Origin of the sequence: Exiguobacterium sp. s7, from assembly GCF_018618195.1 — a bacterium.
GTDB classification, from domain to species: Bacteria; Bacillota; Bacilli; order Exiguobacteriales; family Exiguobacteriaceae; genus Exiguobacterium; species Exiguobacterium mexicanum_A.
The window spans coordinates 1-384 of the sequence record NZ_JACSLO010000042.1 but is presented as its reverse complement, the minus strand read 5'-3'; the positions used below and the strand labels follow the sequence as shown (position 1 = coordinate 384).

1 protein-coding gene is annotated in these 384 nt (G+C 60.4%); it reads left to right on the top strand.

Annotated features, from left to right (window positions below; translation table 11 throughout):
• Positions 1-25: 25 nt before the first annotated feature.
• Positions 26-384, top strand: a 359-nt coding sequence (locus tag KNP79_RS15655; protein ID WP_371743442.1) for a transposase, incomplete at its 3' end; no start/stop codon positions are given.

Here is a 384-nt window from a genome sequence, read left to right as displayed (position 1 = left end):
CCATGTCTTCCCGGAGGCAGAACATGTGCTGGACCGGTTCCACCTCGTCCAGTTCGTCACGGACGCCCTTCGCCGACGGCGTCGTTTTTTGAACGAGGCAAGACGCCATCACCACGTTCGCGTGATCGATCGTTCGCTCGCGCGTCGCCCGGAAACACTGACTGGGGAAGACCGGGAGGTCGTCCGTTCCTGTATTCAGGAAGATCCATTCATTCGGAACCTCTATCAAGGGCTCCAGCATATCCGGTATGTGCTGAAGGCGACGTGCGAGATACAGGCGCAACGGCGGCTGTCGGACTGGTTGGACCGTTATCAGTTCCATCCGTGCGGGCCCCTGGCGAAGATCGCGAAAGCAATCCGGGTCCGGGAGCAAGCGATGCGCCA